Source organism: Nitrosomonas aestuarii (assembly GCF_003046585.1).
Taxonomy (GTDB): Bacteria; Pseudomonadota; Gammaproteobacteria; order Burkholderiales; family Nitrosomonadaceae; genus Nitrosomonas; species Nitrosomonas aestuarii.
On sequence record NZ_QAAE01000050.1, the window covers coordinates 1 to 1,391 of the forward strand.

The following is a 1,391-nucleotide window of genomic DNA, read 5'->3' on the forward strand; positions in this document are numbered from 1 at the left end:
GATGAACCTGCTATGGCTGCCGCGGTATCGGTAATGGTTGCCACTGACTTGCTGCCGGAGTTGGTGGCATTTTCTATGGTCGTGGCCTGCGCGATCGTAACATCATCGGTAATAGTAATATTGACCGCTTCATTCAATCCGGCGCCAGCGGCTATATTCGCGGCGACATCGCTGATGCTGTAGGTGACACTGGTGGCAAAACCTGCAATGGTGTTTGCCTGGGCAATGGTTGCTGCGGTGCTGGCGGTGACTGCGCCTGCTGCGTTTGCAATCACTGCATTGGATGAACCTGCTATGGCTGCCGCGGTATCGGTTATGGTCGCCACTGACTTGCTGCCGGAGTTGGTGGCATTTTCTATGGTCGTGGCCTGCGCGATGGTGACATCATCGGTAATAGTAATATTGACCGCTTCATTCAGGCCGGCGCCAGCGGCTATATTCGCGGCGACATCACTGATGCTGTAGGTGACACTGGTTGCAAAACCTGCAATGGTGTTTGCCTGGGCAATGGTTGCTGCGGTGCTGGCGGTGACCGCACCTGCTGCATTTGCAATCACTGCATTGGATGAACCTGCTATGGCTGCCGCGGTATCGGTTATGGTCGCTACTGACTTGCTGCCGGAGTTGGTGGCGTTTTCTATGGTCGTGGCCTGCGCGATCGTAACATCATCGGTAATAGTAATATTGACCGCTTCATTCAATCCGGCGCCAGCGGCAATATTCGCGGCGACATCGCTGATGCTGTAGGTGACACTGGTGGCAAAGCCTGCAATGGTATTTGCCTGGGCAATGGTTGCTGCATCTGTTGCAGTAACGCTGGTTGCTTCATCTAGCGCTGCATCATTTGATCCAGCAATTGCCGCCGCAGTATCTGCAATAGCAAATACTACCGCTGTAGCAAATGCATCAATAGCCCCAGCCTGCGCGATCGTGGCCGCAGTGCTGGCGGTGACCGCACCTGCTGCGTTTGCAATCACTGCATTGGATGAACCTGCTATGGCTGCCGCGGTATCGGTTATGGTCGCCACTGACTTGCTGCCGGAGTTGGTGGCGTTTTCTATGGTCGTGGCCTGCGCGATCGTAACATCATCGGTAATAGTAATATTGACCGCTTCATTCAGGCCGGCGCCAGCGGCAATATTCGCGGCGACATCGCTGATGCTGTAGGTGACACTGGTCGCAAAGCCTGCAATGGTATTTGCCTGGGCAATGGTTGCTGCATCTGTTGCAGTAACGCTGGTTGCTTCATCCAGCGCTGCATCATTTGATCCAGCAATTGTCGCCGCAGTATCTGCAATAGCAAATACTACCGCTGTAGCAAATGCATCAATAGCCCCAGCCTGCGCGATCGTGGCCGCAGTGCTGGCGGTGACCGCACCTGCTGCGTTTGC

At 54.9% G+C, this 1,391-nt stretch carries 1 protein-coding gene; it reads right to left on the bottom strand.

From position 1 onward, the window contains the following. On the bottom strand, window positions 1-1,391 hold a 1,391-nt coding region (locus C8R11_RS16360), incomplete at both ends, for a beta strand repeat-containing protein (RefSeq protein WP_181258292.1).